This is a genomic window from Streptomyces sp. NBC_01497, assembly GCF_036250695.1.
Lineage (GTDB): Bacteria > Actinomycetota > Actinomycetes > Streptomycetales > Streptomycetaceae > Streptomyces.
The window spans coordinates 4,468,794-4,486,626 of sequence record NZ_CP109427.1; the positions used below are offsets into that span (position 1 = coordinate 4,468,794).

Annotated in this window: 15 protein-coding genes and 1 pseudogene; 12 read left to right on the forward strand and 4 right to left on the reverse strand. The window is 72.6% G+C overall.

Annotation, left to right across the window (positions count from 1 at the left end; all coding sequences use genetic code 11):
- Positions 1-12 precede the first annotated feature (12 nt).
- From OG310_RS19095 to OG310_RS19130, 8 genes are all read left to right on the forward strand, one after another.
- Complete coding sequence (locus tag OG310_RS19095) at positions 13-348, forward strand: YbaB/EbfC family nucleoid-associated protein (RefSeq protein ID WP_329460250.1); 336 nt, start codon at positions 13-15, stop codon at positions 346-348.
- A 261-nt stretch (positions 349-609) separates the two neighbouring features.
- Positions 610-1,209 carry a recombination mediator RecR gene (gene recR, locus OG310_RS19100; protein WP_329457091.1) on the forward strand — a complete coding sequence of 200 codons (600 nt, stop codon included), beginning with the start codon at positions 610-612 and terminating at the stop codon, positions 1,207-1,209.
- Complete coding sequence (locus tag OG310_RS19105; protein ID WP_329457092.1) at positions 1,202-1,864, forward strand: DUF5063 domain-containing protein; 663 nt, start codon at positions 1,202-1,204, stop codon at positions 1,862-1,864. Before recR ends, OG310_RS19105 begins: the two co-directional genes overlap by 8 nt.
- Positions 1,865-2,352: 488 nt before the next feature.
- Positions 2,353-3,624 (forward strand): aspartate kinase, encoded by a 1,272-nt coding sequence (locus OG310_RS19110; protein ID WP_329457093.1) that lies wholly within the window; start codon positions 2,353-2,355, stop codon positions 3,622-3,624.
- A 19-nt stretch (positions 3,625-3,643) separates the two neighbouring features.
- A complete protein-coding gene (locus tag OG310_RS19115; protein WP_329457094.1) occupies positions 3,644-4,714 on the forward strand; it encodes an aspartate-semialdehyde dehydrogenase in 1,071 nt (356 codons plus the stop codon).
- 631 nt (positions 4,715-5,345) lie between these two features.
- A complete protein-coding gene (locus OG310_RS19120; protein WP_443078692.1) occupies positions 5,346-6,128 on the forward strand; it encodes a SigE family RNA polymerase sigma factor in 783 nt (260 codons plus the stop codon).
- Positions 6,129-6,201: 73 nt separating this feature from the next.
- Positions 6,202-7,725 (forward strand): hypothetical protein, encoded by a 1,524-nt coding sequence (locus tag OG310_RS19125; RefSeq protein ID WP_329457096.1) that lies wholly within the window; start codon positions 6,202-6,204, stop codon positions 7,723-7,725.
- A gap of 364 nt (positions 7,726-8,089) precedes the next feature.
- Entirely contained in the window at positions 8,090-8,842 is a 753-nt protein-coding gene (locus OG310_RS19130) for an SURF1 family protein (protein WP_329457097.1), read from the forward strand.
- Between the two features lie 80 nt (positions 8,843-8,922).
- On the opposite strand, the gene OG310_RS19135 is transcribed toward OG310_RS19130, so the two are convergent.
- Positions 8,923-10,749: a S9 family peptidase gene (locus OG310_RS19135; RefSeq protein WP_329457098.1), complete on the reverse strand. Its 1,827-nt coding sequence runs from the start codon at positions 10,747-10,749 to the stop codon at positions 8,923-8,925.
- A gap of 399 nt (positions 10,750-11,148) precedes the next feature.
- Here OG310_RS19135 and OG310_RS19140 point away from each other — a divergent pair, with 399 nt between their 5' ends.
- Positions 11,149-12,174 (forward strand): hypothetical protein, encoded by a 1,026-nt coding sequence (locus OG310_RS19140; RefSeq protein ID WP_329457099.1) that lies wholly within the window; start codon positions 11,149-11,151, stop codon positions 12,172-12,174.
- Positions 12,175-12,856: 682 nt separating this feature from the next.
- Here OG310_RS19140 and OG310_RS19145 read toward each other — a convergent pair.
- A pseudogene (locus tag OG310_RS19145) lies at positions 12,857-13,111 on the reverse strand (histone deacetylase); the annotation flags it as partial.
- On the reverse strand, positions 13,108-13,794 hold the full coding sequence (locus OG310_RS19150; protein ID WP_329457100.1) for a TetR/AcrR family transcriptional regulator: 687 nt from the start codon (positions 13,792-13,794) through the stop codon (positions 13,108-13,110). The pseudogene OG310_RS19145 and the gene OG310_RS19150, both read right to left, overlap by 4 nt.
- A 201-nt stretch (positions 13,795-13,995) precedes the next feature.
- Between OG310_RS19150 and OG310_RS19155 the strand changes: the two genes are divergently transcribed.
- Positions 13,996-14,985, forward strand: a complete 990-nt coding sequence (locus OG310_RS19155) for an SDR family oxidoreductase (RefSeq protein ID WP_329457101.1) — start codon at positions 13,996-13,998, stop codon at positions 14,983-14,985.
- Between the two features lie 145 nt (positions 14,986-15,130).
- On the opposite strand, the gene OG310_RS19160 is transcribed toward OG310_RS19155, so the two are convergent.
- Positions 15,131-16,654, reverse strand: a complete 1,524-nt coding sequence (locus OG310_RS19160; RefSeq protein ID WP_329457102.1) for a transcriptional regulator — start codon at positions 16,652-16,654, stop codon at positions 15,131-15,133.
- Positions 16,655-16,841: 187 nt separating this feature from the next.
- On the opposite strand from OG310_RS19160, the gene OG310_RS19165 reads away from it, so the two are divergent.
- Positions 16,842-17,573 (forward strand): DUF4232 domain-containing protein, encoded by a 732-nt coding sequence (locus OG310_RS19165; RefSeq protein WP_329457103.1) that lies wholly within the window; start codon positions 16,842-16,844, stop codon positions 17,571-17,573.
- A gap of 60 nt (positions 17,574-17,633) precedes the next feature.
- Positions 17,634-17,762 carry a hypothetical protein gene (locus OG310_RS19170; protein ID WP_329457104.1) on the forward strand — a complete coding sequence of 43 codons (129 nt, stop codon included), beginning with the start codon at positions 17,634-17,636 and terminating at the stop codon, positions 17,760-17,762.
- The last annotated feature ends 71 nt before the right edge of the window (positions 17,763-17,833 follow it).

The window sequence follows — 17,833 nt, forward strand, 5'->3', positions numbered from 1 at the left end:
CCAGGAGTGACCGTGATTCCCGGTGGTGGTCAGCCGAACATGCAAGAGCTGCTCCAGCAGGCCCAGAAGATGCAGCAGGACCTCGCCCAGGCGCAGGAGGAGCTGGCGGCGACCGAGGTCGAAGGTCAGGCCGGCGGTGGCCTCGTCAAGGCCACGGTCAACGGCTCCGGTGAGCTGAAGGCCCTGGTCATCGACCCGAAGGCGGTCGATCCCGACGACACGGAGACGCTCGCGGACCTCGTCCTCGCGGCCGTGCAGGCGGCGAACGACAACGCGCACCAGCTCCAGCAGCAGAAGCTGGGTCCGCTCGCGCAGGGCCTCGGCGGTATGCCGGGTCTGCCGTTCTGACGTCGTCCGGGACGCCGCTCCGCTCCCGGAGCGGCCACGCCGAGGGCGCCCGGGCGGTATGCCGGGGCTGAGCGGCACGGTCGAGCCGGGCGGCACGGCCGGATCGCAGCGGCACGGCCGCCGGCGACGGCTGGTTCTCCGAGTTTTCCGACGCCACTTCTGACGTCGGCTTTACGAGGAGTTCGCGAGGCTGTACCTCGCCTTTAAAGGTCGGCCGGTACACCTGGTACCAAGAACGCAGGAAGTGAAGGAAGGCACCCGTTGTACGAAGGCGTGGTTCAGGACCTCATCGACGAGCTGGGCAGACTGCCGGGCGTCGGTCCCAAGAGCGCGCAGCGGATCGCCTTCCACATCCTCCAGGCCGAGCCGACGGATGTGCGCCGTCTCGCCCATGCCCTCCTTGAGGTCAAGGACAAGGTCAGATTCTGCGTGGTGTGCGGCAATGTCGCGCAGCAGGAGCAGTGCGGGATCTGCCGGGACCCGCGCCGCGACCCGGCGGTGATCTGTGTGGTCGAGGAGCCGAAGGACGTCGTCGCGGTCGAGCGCACCCGTGAGTTCCGCGGGAAGTACCACGTGCTCGGTGGCGCGATCAGCCCCATCGAGGGTGTCGGCCCCGATGACCTCAGGATCCGCGAACTCCTCGCACGCCTCGCCGACGGCGCGGTGAGCGAACTGATCCTCGCGACCGACCCGAACCTGGAGGGCGAGGCGACGGCGACGTACCTCGCGCGGATGATCAAGCCGATGGGGCTGAGGGTCACCCGCCTGGCCAGTGGTCTGCCCGTGGGGGGCGACCTGGAATACGCCGACGAGGTCACGCTCGGGCGTGCCTTCGAGGGGAGAAGACTTCTCGATGTCTGACGCAACGCTGCACGCCGTCCAACAGGACCCGGACGACTTCTCGGTCCAGATCGCCGACCAGATCGAAAGCTTCATCGTCGCGATCACCGAGGTCGCCAAGGGCGACGAGCCGGACAGTGCCGTGCCGTTCCTGCTGCTGGAGTTCTCGCAGCTGATGCTGGCCGGCGGCCGGCTCGGGGCGCACGAGGACATCCTGCCGGACGAGCGGTACGAGCCGGATCTCGGTCCGGAGCCGGACGTGGACGAGCTGCGGGAACGGTTCGCCGCGCTCCTCGACCCGATCGACGTGTACTCCGAGGTGTTCGACCCGTACGAGCCCCGCAAGGCGCCCGTCCCGTCGCGGATCTCGGACGACATCGCCGGTGTCGTCACGGACCTGCGGCACGGCATGGCGCACTACCGCGCGGGCCGGATCACCGAGGCGCTGTGGTGGTGGCAGTTCTCGTACTTCACCAGCTGGGGCGGGGTCGCCTCGGCGACGCTGCGCGCGCTCCAGTCGCTGATGGCGCACGTCCGCCTGAACCAGCCGCTGCCGGCCCTGGACGGCCTGGACACGGACGACGACCTGAGCGCCGAGGACGACGCACTGGCCGAGGAGGCGGGCCAGGTCATGGCCGAGGAGATCGCGGGCCCGCTGGGCCTGCGGGGCGCGTGACGCCCGTCCCTGACTGATCGTCCGCGCCCCGCCGCCCTCGTACCCCGAACGCCTTCGCACCCCGGTGCCTTCGATCCCGCCGGCTTCGGCTCCCGACGCCTCGACCCCCTGACGCCCCGCCGGAGACGGCGGGGCGTCAGGGGTTGTGCGGCGTGGTGAGGGGCCGTGAGGGCGCGCGCCGTGCCAGGACCCGCGGGGTGAGGGGCGCGTGGGACGAGGGGCACGCGCCGTGAGGGGACACGTGCCCGCGGGGCAGAACAAGCGGGGGCAGAACAAAGCGGGTAGGTCCTGTGAAGTGGATTACCTTCCGCGTGGCCTGCGCCATCGGGGGCATGCATCCATGCCGAGCAGCGCCGCGACCCTCGGGACGCCCACTTCGCGTGGTCACTCCGTGAGCGAGTCATCTCGACATGTGATATGTCCGGAGTGTCGCGCGGCTGCTCGATAGACTGAGCCGACCGCAACAACGGAATGATCGAGGAGCGCACGTGGGCCTTGTCGTGCAGAAGTACGGCGGCTCCTCCGTAGCCGATGCCGAGGGCATCAAGCGGGTCGCCAAGCGGATCGTCGACGCCAAGAAGACGGGCCACCAAGTGGTCGTCGTGGTGTCGGCGATGGGCGACACGACGGATGAGTTGATCGATCTCGCCGGACAGGTATCTCCGATCCCGTCCGGCCGTGAGTTCGACATGCTGCTGACCGCCGGAGAGCGGATCTCCATGGCACTGCTGGCCATGGCGATCAAAAACCTGGGCCACGAGGCCCAGTCGTTCACCGGCAGCCAGGCGGGCGTCATCACCGACTCCGTCCACAACAAAGCGCGCATCATCGATGTCACGCCGGGCCGTATCCGTACGGCGCTGGACGAGGGCAACATCGCGATCGTCGCCGGCTTCCAGGGGGTGTCCCAGGAGAAGAAGGACATCACCACGCTGGGCCGCGGCGGTTCCGACACCACCGCGGTCGCTCTCGCGGCGGCGCTGAACGCCGAGGTCTGTGAGATCTACACGGACGTCGACGGCGTGTTCACCGCCGACCCGCGCGTGGTGAAGAAGGCCAGGAAGATCGACCGGATCTCCTTCGAGGACATGCTGGAACTGGCCAGCTCCGGTTCCAAGGTGCTGCTGCACCGCTGCGTCGAGTACGCGCGCCGATACAACATCCCGATCCACGTCCGCTCGTCCTTCTCCGGACTCCAGGGCACATGGGTCAGCAACGAGTCCCCAGGGGAGCGCACGGTGGAGCAGGCCATCATCTCCGGTGTCGCCCACGACACCTCCGAGGCGAAGATCACGGTCGTCGGGGTCCCCGACAAGCCCGGCGAGGCCGCGAAGATCTTCAGGGCCATCGCCGACAACCAGATCAACATCGACATGGTCGTGCAGAACGTGTCGGCCGCCTCGACGGGTCTGACGGACATCTCCTTCACCCTCCCGAAGGCCGAGGGCCGCAAGGCGATCGACGCACTGGAGAAGACCAGGGCGGTCGTCGAGTTCGACTCGCTGCGCTACGACGACCAGATCGCGAAGATCTCCCTGGTCGGCGCCGGCATGAAGACCAACCCGGGCGTGACCGCCGGCTTCTTCGAGGCGCTCTCGGACGCGGGGGTCAACATCGAGCTCATCTCGACCTCCGAGATCCGCATCTCGGTCGTCACGCGCGCCGACGAGGTCGAGCAGGCGGTCCGTGCCGTGCACTCCGCGTTCGGTCTCGACAGCGAGTCGGACGAGGCGGTCGTGTACGGAGGCACCGGCCGATGACCGGCAGAGGCACCCGCCGATGACCGGGAGCCCGGCGACCGGGAGGCCGACACTCGCGGTCATCGGTGCGACCGGGTCCGCCGGCGCCGTGATGCTCCAGATCCTGTCCCAGCACGCGGACGTCTGGGGCGACATCAGGCTGATCGCGTCCCCGCGCACGGAAGGCACCAAGCTCTCCGTGCGCGGGGTCGAGACCGAGGTCGTCGCGCTCACCGAGGAATCGCTGCACGGCGTGGACGTCGCGGTCTTCCTCGTACCGGACGAGGTGTCCGCCCGGTGGGCACCCGTCGCGGCGGCGGGCGGCACGGTGGTGGTGGACGCCTCCGGCGCCTTCCGCGCCGACCCTGAGGTGCCGCTCGTGGTGCCCGAGGTCAATCCGCACGCCGCACGCATGCGGCCGCGCGGCATCGTCGCGAGCCCCGGCTGCACGACGTTGTCGCTGATCGTCGCCGTCGGCGCCCTGCACGCCGAGTTCGGGCTGCGCGAACTGGTCGTGTCCTCGTACGAGGCCGTCAGTTCGATGGGGCAGGAGGGCGTCGCCGCGCTCCGCCAGCAGATGTCGCTCGTCGCGCACACCAAACTGGGTACGCACCCCGGCGACGTACGGCGGGCGGTCGGCGACGCGACGGGCCCGTTCCCCGCGCCGCTTGCGCTCAACGTGGTGCCGTGGTCGGGCGCGCTGCGCGAGGACGGCTGGTCGTCGGAGGAGATGGGGATCCGCGACGAGACCCGCAAGATCCTGGGTCTCCCCGACCTGCCGGTGACGGCGACCTGCGTACGGGTGCCGGTCGTGACGGCCCACTCGGTGTCGGTCCACGCGCGGTTCGAGCAGGAGATCAGCGTCGAGCGCGCGCACGAGACGCTGGCCACGGCGCCGGGCGTCGTGCTCTTCGACAACCCCGGGGCCGGTGACTTCCCGACCCCCGCGGACGTCGTCGGCACCGACCCGGCCTGGGTGGGCCGCGTGCGGCGCTCGCTCGACGATCCGTGCGGCCTCGAACTGTTCGTCTGCGGCGACAACCTCCGCAAGGGCGCGGCGCTCAACAGCGCGCAGATCGCGGAGGCGGTGGCGGCGGAGCGGCGCGACTGAGCGTCGGCCGACCGACGGGACGCACCCGCAGCGTCCCGCGCCACCTCACCCCGCCGTGCCTGACCGCGCCCGTCGCACTTCACCCTGCTGCGCCTCACCCTGCTGCGCCTCACCGCGCCCCGGGGCACCTCGCCCGCGCCACCGACCCCGTCCCGCCTCACCCCGCGTCCCGTCCCCTCCCGGTTCCGGCCGTGTTGACCGCCGGCCCTGTTGACCGCCGGACCGCCGGCCCGCCGGACTGTCGCGGTCGGGGCCATGGGGCGTGAGCGCGTCGGCGCATGGACGTAAGGGGCTCATCACGACGGTCGCGGACAAGTCGCCCCTGTCATCGCGACAAGGACCCGTAAGTAAGCGAAACTGCGTGTCCAACTTGTGAACGTCCCGTGAGTAATCCAAGGGTCTGTACCTCTTGAACTGGGGCATCGTCGTGCCGGAGTATGCAGATCCGACCTTCTGCGCAAGCCCTGCAACCGCCGGCCTTTCCCGGGACGTCTACACCGTCACCCTTGTCAGGTGAAGGCCAGAACTGGGGCATTGGGGGAGAGCGGGGACGCATGGGTGCAAGTGGTGCATCGTCAGAAGCAACGGCATGCGCGTACAACCCTGCCGGGGGGCAGTGTGTCCAACAGGCGTGGCAGAGGTACTCGAATTCCCGGCGATCGGTCCGCTCAGAGGCGTGGCGACGCGCCCTGGGCGCAGGCCGAGGGCCGCGGCGACCGGCGGCGGTATGCCGGTGATCGCTCCCGTGCCGGCGGCCGGGCCGTCGGCTGTGCCGCCCATGTCCGTACAGCCGACAGCGCTCCCGCAGCAGCCGGGCCGTGGCCGGGCGCGCCCCGCCGGCGCCCCGGCGACCCCGGTCGTCCCGGCGATCTCGTCCGCAACCGGCCGCACGGACGCGGGTGCTGACGAGACCATGGCCGTGGGCACCACCGTCGATCACCTCACCGAGACGTACCAGAAGCACTACCGCTCACTGCTCGGTCTCGCCGCGCTGCTCCTCGACGACACCGCGTCCTGCGAGGACGTCGTCCAGGAGGCGTTCATCCGGGTCCATTCGGCGCGCAGCCGCGTACGGGAGCCCGAGAAGACGCTCGCGTACCTGCGGCAGACCGTCGTCAACCTCTCGCGTTCGGCCCTGCGCCGGCGCATCCTGGGCCTCAAGCTCCTCTCGAAGCCGATGCCCGACATGGCCAGCGCCGAGGAGGGCGCCTACGACCAGCTGGAACGCGACGCGCTGATCAAGGCGATGCGCGGGCTGCAGCGGCGACAGCGCGAGGTGCTCGTCCTGCGATACTTCGCGGACATGACCGAGGCGCAGGTGGCGGAGACGCTCGGGATATCCCTCGGGTCCGTGAAGGCGTACGGCTCCCGCGGTATCGCGGCGCTCAGAGTGGTCATGGAGGCCACCTCATGACGGGCCTGCGGGGAACGGGCGGCGGACCGGCGACAGGGATGTACCGCCGGACGAAGCGACTGGGAACGGGACAGTGAACAACGCGCCGGAGAACGAGCCGAACGCCCGAGCTGCCCGAGGCGCCGAAGACGCCGGGCGAGCCGGGGACGCCGGTGCGGACGCCCCGCACACGAGCGGCACGGCGAACGAGGCGACAGCCGGCGGTACGGGCACTCCGCCCGCTCTCCCCGCGCGGGCGGAAGCCACGGCGGAGGAACAGCGCGGTGAGCGACGCGACGACGCGCGTGACGCGCGTGACGGCGAGACCGACGGCACGCCGCCAGACGCGCAGGACAGCGAGGCGGACGGCATGCCGGTCGACCCCTCGCGTGACGCGCCGGACAGCGTGCCGGGTGACGCCTCGCGCGGCGGGTCCCGCCATGAGCCGCGCCCCGCGTCGCGTCACGAACCCCCGCACGAATCCGCGCACGAACCGGCCGCGGGCGACACGCCGTTGGACGAACTCGCCCTCAGGCGCATGCTGCACACGGCGGTCGAGGGGATGGAGCCGTCCGGCGGCACACTCGATCACCTGCGCACGGCGATCCCCGCGCGCCGGGCGCGCAAGCGGCAGGCCCTGGTGGGCGCGGCAGCCGCCGCACTCCTCTTCGGCACGGCCGTGCCCGCGTTCCTGCACGTCGCGGGAGTGTCCGACGCGTCGGGCCACCGTACGGTCAGGGCCGGGGGCAGCGAGAGCGAGTCGACGGGCACCTGGCCCGACGGCGGCCGCTCCGGCGACGCGCCCGGCCGGGAGGGGGGCGAGCCGGGCTCGCCGAGGCCGGGCGGTGTCACGGCGGGGCAGACACCGAAGCCGCACCGCGAGGACCCCGGGGCCAGTGGCACCGGCCCCGGCGGCAGCGCCGGTTCCGGCCCCGCCTCCTCGCCGGGGAGTACCTTCGCCGTGATGCTGCCGGTCTGCACGGCGGGCCAGCTGGGGGTCACGGCCTCCAAGAGCGCGCCGACCGCGAACGGCACGGTGTACGGCAGCTTCCACGTCTCGAACGTCTCCGCCACCGAGTGCACCGTGACCGGCAGCGACACGTTGGGCTTCGTGGCGACGGGCGCCGCCGACCCGATGAGGATCAGCGTGGTCCAGCACACGGCGGGCGACCCCGCGACGCAGCTGCCGGACACGTCCGAGGGCAGCGCGGCCGTGGCGCTGGCGCCGGCCACCGCGTACGAGGTGCAGTTCGCGTTCGTACCCTCCGCGACCTGTCCCACCAAGACGGAGGGCGGTTCCGGGGACCCGACGCCGCCGGGCGGCGACACCCCGGGCAACCCGTCGTCGGGCGGCAGCCCCGGGAGCGACAGCGGCGCCGTTCCGGGCACGGCTTCCGGCGTCGGCACGGACGTGGCGGCTTCCGGTACGGGCGCGTCCACCGGCCTCACCACCCAACTGGTCGAGGACGGCGTCGGCTCGGGCGGCGGTACGGAGGACGGAAGCGTGTCCGTCTCGCACACCCCGGAGGCCGGGGTGGCGAAGGCCGAGACCACGATCACGAACGCGTGCGCGGGAACGATCTACAAGACGGGCCCGGTGGACGCCCCCGCGGCCTGAGGCCTGAGGCCAGGGGCCAGGGGCCAGGGGCCAGAAGCCCGGAGCCCGGGGCGTGAGGCCTGGAGGGGGTGCGGGTGCCCCGGTCCCGCAGGTGCGGGCGTCCCGAATCCTCCGGTGGGTGTCCCGGGGCGCCTGCGGGCAGCCCGGGGTGTCCCGAGGGCGCGGGAGACTCAGACACAGCGGAGACACACCGGGGCGCGGCGCTGGTTCGCTGTCTCTCTCCCTGTTCCCCCCCGCTTCGTCCCCGGCGCCGCATGCCGTGGCTGCCGGTGCCGCGCCTCCCGGTACCCGCGCCGACGTCGGAATCCGGACAGTCCGGGTACCCGAAGCATCCGGGCACAGGCGGGTTTCGTACCGTGGTGGGGTGTACCGGTTTCTGCTGACGCCCCGATGGATGGGGATCAATGTCTTCGCCCTGCTGGCGATCCCCGTCTGCGTGTTCATGGGGATCTGGCAGCTGAGCCGTTTCGAGGGCCGGGTCGACGCGCAACGCGCCGCGGACCACCGGCCGGATCCGGCGAAGGAGCCCGCCGCGCCACTGGGCACGCTCCTCCCCGTCACACAGCAGAGCTCGGGACGGCAGGCCGAGGCCAGCGGGCACTACGGGGAGCAGTTCACCGTGCCCGAGCGCGAACTCGACGGCCGGACGGGCTCCTACGTGCTCACCATGCTGCGCACGGACGACGGCAGGGCCCTGCCGGTCGTACGCGGCTGGCTCCCCGAGGGCAGGAAGGCACCGGCCGCGCCCGCCGGCGAGGTGCACGTCGTCGGGGCGCTCCAGCCGTCCGAGACCACGGACAGCGACGGCGTCATCAGCAACGGTGGCCTGCCGCAGGGCGAGGTCGGCATGATCAGCGCCGCGTCGCTCGTCAACATCGTGCCGTACGGCGTCTACGACGCCTGGGTGACCGTCGACAAGGGCACCGGTGGCCTGCTGCCCGTCCCGGCGGTGGCCCCCGACAACACGGGCCTCGACCTCAAGGCCTTCCAGAACCTCGGCTACACCGGTGAGTGGTTCGTCTTCGCGGGCTTCGTCATCTACATGTGGTTCCGCCTGGTCCGCCGCGAGGGGGAGGCGGAACGGGACCGGGCCCTGGGCATCGAAGTGGCCGCGTAGCGCCCCGCCGCCTCCGGCCCGCGCCCCCACGGGGCGGCGGGCCGGGGCGGGCGGCAGGCGGGCACGGCGCCCGGCGGCTCTCAGCCGGCCACGTACTTGCTCGCGAACTCCAGCTCCAGCCGGACCTGCTTGATGCGCTCCTCGACCACCAGGGAGCCGTGCCCCGCGTCGTACCGGTACACCTCGTGCACCGCGCTCCTGGCCGCGAGGCGGTCCACGTAGTTCTCCACCTGCTGGATCGGGCAGCGCGGATCGTTGACCCCCGCCGAGATGTAGACCGGCGCCCGCACCGCGTCGACATACGTCAGCGGCGACGACGCCTCGAAACGCTCGGGGACCTCTTCCGGTGTCCCGCCGAGCAGCGTGCGGTCCATCGCCTTCAGCGCCTCCATCTCGTCGTGGTACGCCGTCACGTAGTCCGCGACGGGCACCGCCGCCAGCCCCACCGCCCACGCGTCGGGCTGGGTGCCGAGGCCCAGCAGCGTGAGGTAGCCGCCCCACGAGCCGCCCGCCAGCACCAGCCGGGCCGGGTCCGCGAGCCCGGAAGAGACCGCCCACTCCCGTACCGCCGCGATGTCCTCCAGCTCGATGAGTCCCACGCGGTGCTTCAGCGCGTCCGTCCAGTCGCGCCCGTACCCCGTCGAACCGCGGTAGTTGACCCGCACCACCGCGAACCCGTGGTCCACCCACGCGGCGGGTCCCGCCGCGAACGCGTCACTGTCGTGCCACGTCGGGCCGCCATGGATCTCGAACACCGTCGGCAGCGGGCCCGACGCCCCCGCGGGGCGCTGCACCAGGGCGTGGATCCGGCCACCGGGCCCCTCCACCCACGCGTCCTCGACCGGCACGGACTCCGGTGCCGTGTATCCCGGCGCGTCCAGCACCGTGCCGCCCGCCGTGGAGCGCACCGACGGCGGCTTCGCGGCCGACGACCACAGGTACTCCACGCTTCCGTCCGGCCGCGCCGTCGCGCCCGAGACCGAACCGGCCGGTGTGTCGACCCGCACCAGCGCGCGCTTGGCCATGTCGTACCGCCAGAGCTCGCTGCGCGCCTCGAAGCTGTGCTCCACCAGGAGGCCCGAACCGTCCGGGTACCACTCGGCACCGAGGTCGCCCGGCAGCTCGATCGCGAGGTCGCTCTCCTCACCCGTCAGCGGATTCCACACCATCGGCTCCCACCGGCCGCGCCGCTGGTGCCCGACGAGCAGCCTGCTGTCGCCCGCGACCGGGGAGAAGCCCAGCACCTCAAGGCCCAGCTCGCGCGTACCGCCCTCGGTGTCGTCCAGCTCGGCGACCGGTGTCCCGTCGAGCCGCACCACCCGCAGGGCCGAGTGCATCGCGTCCCCGTGCTCGGTGTGCTCGATCGCGAGCAGGTCACCGTCGTACGACAGGTCGCCGACGCCCGCCGACTCACGGTGCCGGTAGATCTCGACCGGCGCCCGGCCCGGCTCCGCGACGACGTGGATCGTCGTCCCGTCCTCGTCGGTGGACCGGCCCACGACCGCGAGCCCGCCCCGGCCGAGAGCGAGCCCCGCCGGGAACGACGGCGCGAGGCCCGCCACCGCGGGCTCGTCCGCCGCGCCGTCGGGCCGCCCGCCGAACGGCTGCCGCATCCACACCCCGAACTCGTCGCCGTCCGTGTCCGAGAACCACCAGATCGAGGTGCCGTCGGGCGTCAGCACGCCGTCCGTCGTCCCGTTGGGCCGGTCGGTCGCCTGGCGCTGCGCGCCCGTCGCGCGGTCCCACGCGTACAGCTCGTACGTCCCCGTCGCATTCGATACGAACAGCGCCTTGTCCGGCGCGTCCTCCGCCCAGTCGGGCAGGGAGACCCGAGGCGCCCTGAAGCGCTTCTCCCAGTCGGGCAGCGCGGCCGACGGGGAACTGGTGGAGTCGGTGATCTCAGTCATGACTACATTCTGCGCCCGCCGCCCGACACCGTGGCGGCTCCGCCCCCAGCCTGTGGATAACTCCCGTCGCGGCCGGACCCGGGCGACGCGGCGGAGCCGGTGCCGAACCGCGTGGTGAGCCCCGCGTCGTTCCGGCGGCGAACCGTGGGGCGACTCCGCGTCGTACCCGGTGCCGAAGTCCCCGCCGAAGTCCCTGCCGAAGTCCCCGCCGAATCCCCTGCCGGGTACCGCGCCGAGCCCGTGCGGGTCGGGCCCGGCGCCGGCGGCACCTGTCCGGAGAGTGTGTGCGTTGCGTCTCCGATACGTAACGTGTCGAGAAGTGTGAGCCCCTGCTCCGTGTGTAGAGCGAGAGGCTCCGCACGGTCGGAGCAACTGGGTTCACTTTCGAGGAGTTACCTGATGTTCCGAAAGCGCATGGGCATGCTCGCTGTCGCGTCGGCAGTGGCCGCGGGGGCCCTGACCCTGACCGCGTGCAGTTCCACGACGACCGGCGCGGCACCGGCCGCGTCCACCGCCTCGTCCCCCGCGGCGGGCGCCGCGGCCCCCTCCGTGGCGGCGTCGGCGGCGGGGGTGGGCGTGGCACTGCAGGCTCCCGCGCAGAGCCTTCAGGTCGTTCCCGGGACCGCCCAGCAGAACAACGCCCCCGCCGGTACCGGCGACTTGGCGAATCCGGCGGGACAGCAGACCACGCAGGCCGGGGAGGCGTGGACGGAACTGTCCGCGACGAAGGCGGGCGACCTCGATCCGGTGGTCGTCAACGGCGCCGGCTTCACGCTGTACCGCTTCGACAAGGACACCGCGGACCCGTCGAAGTCGAACTGCGCCGGCGACTGCGCGGCGACCTGGCCGCCGGTCATCGTCGACCCGAGCGGAAAGCTGTTCCTCGACGGTGTCGACATGAAGAACGTGGGCGCGGTCAAGCGCGACGACGGCTCGATGCAGCTGACGATCGGCGGCTGGCCGGTCTACCGCTTCAGCAAGGACCTGAAGGCGGGCCAGACGAACGGCCAGGGTGTCGGCAACACGTGGTTCGGCGTGACTCCCGACGGCGGCAAGGCGGCGGCCGGTACCGCGACCGGCGGTACGTCCTCCACGGGCAGCGCCTCGGGCGGTACGGGCGTGAACGGCGGCGGCACCGCCTCCGGCGACGGCGCGGGTGCGGGCGCGGGCGCGGTCAGGCCGGCCACCAACGCCGTGCTGTTCGACGACAAGAACTTCGCCGACAACGGCTCCCAGGGCGTCTCCGGCACGGGCTGCCAGAACGTGTCACGCGTCGGCGTAGCCTCCTCGCTCCAGACGGACGGCACGCTCAAGCTGTGGACGGAGGCCAACTGCACGGGTACGTCGAAGGTGGTCGACGGCAGCGTGAAGGACCTGTCCACCATCGGCTTCGACAACAAGATCGTCTCGATCCGGTTCAACTGAGCCGACGCGGCACCAACGCGGCGATCTCCGCCGCGCGCCAGTGCCCGGCGGCCCCCGGCCACCGCGCCAGATACCGCGCGACGGCCTGCGCGTCACCGGCGCCCGCCTCCACCAATCCGCCCGCCAGGTGCGCGAGATAGGCGGCGGAGGGCGGGTTGGCCGCGACATCCCGTACGCCCCAGGGCGCCGTGAACGTCAGCACCGGCACGCCACCGCGGTCACCGGGGTGGACGAGCGTCTCGTAGCGCCCCGCGCCCAGCCGGGCCCGGCCCGTCGCCAGCACCTCCGTGAGGTCGAGGTCCGCCGCGGGGCCGGTGCCCGGGGCGCGGCCCATCTCCTGGGCGACGACGTCGGAGAACTGCTCGACGGTGATCAGGTGCGCACGGGCCAGTACCTGCCCCGCCGAACCGGTCCCGGGGCCGCCGGGACCGGGATCGAGACCGAAGCGGGGGCCGGGTCCGATCCCGGGGCGGAGCCCTGGCCCGGGGCGGGGGCCGGGCCCGATCCCGGAATCACGGCCGAGACCTGAGACGCCGGGACCTGGGACGCCGGGACCTGGGACGCCGAGACCTGGGACGCCGGGACCTGGGACGCCGGGACCTGGGACGGAGTCGAGGCCAGGATCCGGGCCGGAGTCGGGGCGGTGATCCGGGTGGTGCTCGTCCGGGCCGGGACCCCGGAGGGCGTCCGGGTCGTAGAACGCCCGGCCGCCCGTCCACACGTCGGACTCCGTCGCGAAGTACAGCGTCCCGGACAGCCGGATCAGTACGGAGGCGGCGGGCGGCCGGGGATCGCGGCAGCCGGGGTAGGTGACGGCAGCCCCGGCGGGGCGACCGCCCGCGAGGTAGCAACCGAAGCGCGCCATGCGCATGTTCGACCCGTACGAGGCGTACCAGACGCGGCGCCCGCCGGACGCCGTCCGCGCCGTTCGCGTCATGTCCCCTCGCCGCTTCGCGCCAGGATGCCGGAGACCAGGACACCGACGAACTCCTCGACGGCCGGCCGGAACGCGACGCGCATGACGGCGAGTTCCGGTTCGGACTCGTACACGGCCAGCACGGCGTCCGAGGGGTGCGCGTGGGTCCACAGCGCGGCCGCGACCAGCAGTGCGCCGGCGGCGAGCCGCAGCGCGGCGGCCTCGTCGAGTTCGGGGAGCCGACGGCGTACGAGTCGGGCGAGCATGCCGGTCGTCTCGATGCCCGCGCGCTTGTACGTGGCCGCGACGGCCGTGGACACGTTCCGCTCCAGCACCGCCGCCTGGGCGCCGGCGAGCTCACACAGGACGGTCCTGTCTTCGAGGGACCGCGCGAACGCCCGGGCCAGCTGGCCGCCGCGTTCGCGCGCCGGCGCGCGCGGGTCGACGGCCTTCGCGAACACGTCGTCCAGCTCGGCCAGCCAGGCACGGGTCGCCTGGTCGAGGAGGTCCAGGAGCACGGCCTCGCGGGATTCGAAGTAGCGCAGCACGTTCGACTTCGCGAGACCCACGCGGCGGCTCAGCTCGTTGAGGCTGAGCTGCGCGACGGGCATCTCGGTGAGCATCGCGGCCGCCGTGTCGAGGATCGCCTGCCGGCGCACGGCGCGCTGTTCCTCGCTGCGGGCGCGCTGGAAGGGGGTGGCCATGCATCCCATCGTACAGAGGCGTACAGACCTCCGGTCTCTTGTTAACGAACCACCGGTCTGATACGTTGAAGACAACAGACCGCCGGTCTCTAATGACCTCTCCCGGCAGTCGGGAACGGGTCATCGGCGGGCTGGGGCCCCGGGCTCCGGGCTTCGAACGGCGGGCGGACAGCGGCGACGGACGGCAAGGAGATGAGTGCGATGTACGAAGTACCCGACCAGTCGGGCAGGTTCGCGGTGGTCACCGGCGCGAACAGCGGTACGGGCAAGGAGGCGGCGCGCAGGCTCGCCGAGGCGGGCGCACGGGTCGTGCTCGCGGTACGGACCCTCGCCAAGGGCGAGCAGGCGCGGGACGAGATCCTCGCGCGCCACCCCGGCGCCCGCCTGGAGGTGCGCAGGATCGACCTGGCGGACCTGGGAGCGGTGAAGGACTTCGCGGACGGGGTCCTCGCCGACGGGACGCCGCTGGACCTGCTGGTGAACAACGCCGGGGTGATGTCACCGACGACGCGTACGGCGACGGCGGACGGCTTCGAGCTGCAGCTCGGCAGCAACTACCTCGGCCCGTTCGCGCTGACGCTCAGGCTGCTGCCCGCCCTGCTGGCGGCGCCCGCCCCGAGGGTCGCCACGATGAGCAGCGGCACCGCCAGCTACGGCAGGATCGACTTCGACGACCTCCAGTGGGAGCGCCGCCGCTACAGCCCGAACATGTCGTACGCGCAGTCCAAGCTCGCCGACCTGATCTTCACCGGCCGCCTGGCGGCCCTGGCGGACGAACACGGCTGGCCGCTCCTCAGCACGGCGGCGCACCCGGGCTACACGCGCACCAACCTGCAGACGGCCGGGCGGAGTCTGGGCCGGGACAAGCCGTCGCTCGCCAACCGGCTGTTCGCCGCCGTCGACTTCCTCCCGTCGCAGGGAGTCGAACCCGGGACGGAGCCGCTCCTGTACGCCGCGACCAGCCCCGGCGCTGCCCAGGGCGCGTACTACGGTCCCACCGGCGCTTTCCACCTCGTCGGCCCCTCGGGCCCCGCGCGCATCACCCGCCGGGCCCAGGACGAGCGGACGAACACCCGGCTGTGGGCCGAGTCGGAACGGCTCACCGGGGTGAGCCTCGCCGACTACGCCGAAGCCGCGGCCGGCCCGTGGCCGGGGGCCGCGCCGACCGGCCGCGCGCGTCCCACGCCCTGACCCGCACGACGTTCCTCACGCGGGACTTCAGACCCGCTCGGCCTTCTCTGCGCGGTTTCTTATGCGCACAACCCTCTACCGCACGACGATCCCCGCGCAGGCCGCCCCCTTCCCGCGCCCCCGCGGCCTGCCCGCACGGGGCCCGTCAACTCGTCCGTGCGATCCAGTCGCTGCCGCCCAGCGGGTAGTCGTAGCCGGGGCGGCCGGCGTCGGCGCTGGTGCGGAACGGGGTGCCGTTGTTGTCGACGCGGACGGTGCCGTGGCGGTTGCCGCTCGACCAGTCCAGGGTGAGTTCCCAGCGGACGTCGTGCGCCTTGGTGTGGGCGGTGACGAAGAAGACCTCCGGGTCGGACTCGCTGACCTTGTACGGGAAGTCGCGCTGGCCGTTCTTGACGGTGGCCGTGGGGCTGCCGTTGTCCAGGTCGACGTCGAAGGACTTGGTGTCGACGCCGCCGCCGCAGCCGACGCCCATCGCGTAGTCGTTCCAGGCGAGCGGCGCGCCCCTGGTCTCGACGCTCACGTGCAGTGCTTCCAGGACGACGGTGTCCGCGCCGGTGCCCTGGACGGTGAGGGCGACCCGCTGGTCACCCGAGGAGACCGCGCCGTAGGCGGCGGCCCAGCGGGTGGCGTCGACCTCGTTCGCGGGCGGGCCGACCTGCGCGGGTGCGCTGTCGACGAGGAAGTGCTGGCTGCACGGGTTGTCGTAGACGTAGGGGCGGGTGGCGACGGTGAGGGCGACGGCGTCGGCGCCGGCCCCGCCGGCGGGACCGGCTGTCGTGCTGTGCTTCGGGCTGCTGACCGGGACACCGGCGCCGCTGCTGCGGGGCTTCGCCGAGGAGGCGGACGCGGACGGCGAACGGCTCGGCCGATGCGTGGACGGGGCGGCGGACGGCTCCTTCGGGTCGGCCGTGTCCGGGTCCCGGCTCGCTCGGGCCTCGGCCGCTGCCTGCCGCACCCTCGCGTCCTTCGTGCCCCCGTCCCACGGCGGATGGGCGGCAAGCACCGCTGCCACCAGGAGGGCGGCGACTCCGGCGGAGGCGATCAGCGCGGTACGACGCCGTCGCGGTGACACGGGGCCCGGCGCCACACGGACGACGACCGGCTCATCCGGCGCACCGTCCTCGCCCAGTGGCTGCGGTGCCGTGGCGCGTTCCGCGTCCCCGGCCGCTCCGGTGTCCGCCGTCCGCGACGTACCGGGCGCGGTATTGGAGCCGGCCGGACGGCCTTGCTGAGCCGCGTCCGCCGCGGTGGCGGATTCCGCGGCGACCTGGTCCTGGCCCCCGGCCCCGGCCCCCGCCTCTGACCGCGCCTCGGCCCCTTCGCCGGCCCCCGCCGCGGTCCCCACGGACCTCGCCTGGGCCCCTTCCCCGGCCCCGGCCCCCGCCGCGGTCGCGTGGTCCCCCCGGAGCCCGCGTGCCGCGTCCGCGAGGATCCAGCGCCGGTGCAGCTGCATGAGTTCCTGCGGCGTCGCCCGGCACACCCGCGCGAGGCGCTCCACCGGCGCGTACTCGTTCGGGACCGTGGTGCCGTTGCAGTAGCGGTGCAGCGTCGACGTGCTCGTGTGCAGGCGCTTGGCCAGCGCCCCGTAGCTCAGCCCCGAGCGGTCCTTGAGCTCTCGTAGCAGCGCCGCGAACTCCTCGGCCTCCCGGGCCCCTGTCGCATCCGACACCTGTTTTCCCCCTCCACAGCGTCCCGTTCGCGCATTCCAGGGACGCTGCATTATCCCTGCTCAGAGCAGGTTTTGTCGTTCCAGCGTCCCCAACTGACCGCCAGGCATGGCGGTGGGGACGGCTCAGCCCACAAGCTCCGAACATCCAAGCATCACAGCCACCCGAACAGCGAAAGAGGCACGCCTCATGTTCAGCATGCGAACCCCCCGCGCCCGTCTCCTCGGTGCCGCCACGAGCCTCGTCCTCGGCGCGCTGTCCCTGACGGCCTGCACCGGCGCGACAGGGGTCCGCGACGAGGGAGCCATGACGGGCGCCGCCGCGGCCACGTCTCCTTCCCCCGCCGCCCCGGCCGCCCCCGCGACCAAAGCGTCAGGAGCCGGCGGAGCCTCGGCCCCCGCCACCGTGCCGCCCGCCGCACCGGCCACCGCGCCCGGCGCCTCACGGCCGGCAGCGGACGCGCTCGCCACCAAGGCGCCTTCCTCAGCGGGCGACCCGGTCACCTGCGAGGGCTCCAACACCAAAGTCGTCGCCGCGCCACTGAACCGCCCGGTGAACCACATGCTGCTCACGGTCACCAACACCGGCAGCAGGACGTGCTACCTCTACGGCTACCCGGCGCTGCGCTTCGGCGACGCCCAGGCCGTACCGCCGGTCGTCGAGGACTCGCACCCGCAGGCCGTCGTCACGCTCAACCCGGGTGAGTCCGGTTACGCCTCCGTCGGTCTGTCCGCCGCCGACGGCAGCGGCTCGAACGGTCACACGGAGAAGGCTCTGACCGTCTACTTCCACGGCCGGTCCGGCCACGAGAGCGTCGGCGCGGGCGCTCACCCGCCGCTGCCCGCGAAGGGCACCTACATCGACGACTCGCTCGACACCACCTACTGGCAGCAGTCGATGGACGACGCCCTGACCTGGTGAGACCCGGGAACAGCACCCGACAGCAGTGTTCCGCACGCCCGATCGGACAGGTGGCCCGCCATGCACAGCACGCGCACGATCTCCCGCTTCGTAGCCGCTTTCGTCGCCGCGGTCTTCCACGTGGTCGTCCTGGGCAGCGTGGGCGCCCCCGCGTGGGAGGCGGGAGTGGCCTTCCGCGACATGAACTGAACACGCGTCACGTGCGGTTCACGCGCGGAGCGGACCACCCCGCCTCCGCCCCCGGCCCCGCGCGTGTCACC